Source organism: Streptosporangium minutum (assembly GCF_002149035.1).
In the GTDB taxonomy this organism is placed as follows: domain Bacteria; phylum Actinomycetota; class Actinomycetes; order Streptosporangiales; family Streptosporangiaceae; genus Streptosporangium; species Streptosporangium minutum.
In genome coordinates this window covers 1-910 of sequence record NZ_NGFP01000525.1, presented here as the reverse complement: position 1 = coordinate 910, position 910 = coordinate 1, and the positions used below count along the sequence as shown (strand labels likewise).

The 910-nt window shown below is 74.5% G+C and carries 1 pseudogene; it reads left to right on the top strand.

What is annotated here, in order from left to right:
- Positions 1 to 160 precede the first annotated feature (160 nt).
- Positions 161 to 910 (top strand): annotated as a pseudogene (locus CA984_RS46945) (hypothetical protein); the annotation flags it as partial.

Here is a 910-nt window from a genome sequence, read left to right as displayed (position 1 = left end):
GTACGGAGGAACCCGGCCGCGCGGACAGCCGGTGTCTCCGGTGTCCGCGCGGCCGGGTTCCTCCGTACCAGCCATGCCAAGGCTTCCGGTCCCCGGGCAGCCGGGATTCCCGGTGTCGGAACGCCCGGGTCCTCCGGCCCCTGGGCAGCGGGGATTCCCGGTGTCGGAACGCCCGGGTCCTCCGGCCCCCGGGCAGCCGGGTCCTCCGGCCGCCTCGCCACGGCGGGACTTCTCGCCGAAGGCCGTGCAGAACCTGCTGCTCGTGCTCGGCGGTCTGCTGCTGGCCGTCGCGGCCATTGTCTTCACGGTGGTCAGCTGGGGGCAGATCGGCATCGGCGGGAGGGCCGCGATCCTCGCCGGGATCACCGTGCTGGCCCTCGCCGTGCCGAAGCTCCTGATGAGGCGAGAACTCGCCGCCACCGCCGAGACCATCGCGGTGCTCGGCGTCGCCCTGCTCTTCCTGGACGGCTACGCGGCCCGGCGGGTCGGCCTGGCCGGGGCCGACCGCATCGCCGCGCTCGACTATGCCGCCCTGCTGATCGCCCTGATCGCGCTCGTCGTGGCGGGATACTCTCGGCTGCTCCCGCTGAGGCTGCCGCTGCCGGTCGCCGTCGTGCTCGCCCAGTTCCCTCTCCCGTTGCTGGCTCTGAGCGAGACGGCTCCATGGTTCACCGCCGCTCTCGTGGCGACCGCGGCGGCCGACGCCGCCTTCCTGGTGTTCGGCCACGGCCGGAACAAGCCCGCGACGGTGCCGGGTGATGCGGGTACGGCGGGGCCCGCGATGGTGCCGGGTGGTGGGTTGGCCGGTCCTGCGGTGCCGGGAGGCGTGGGTACGGCGGGGCCCGCGATGGTGCCTGGTGGTGGGTTGACCGGTCCTGCGGTGCCGGAGGGCGCGGGTACGGCGAGGCCC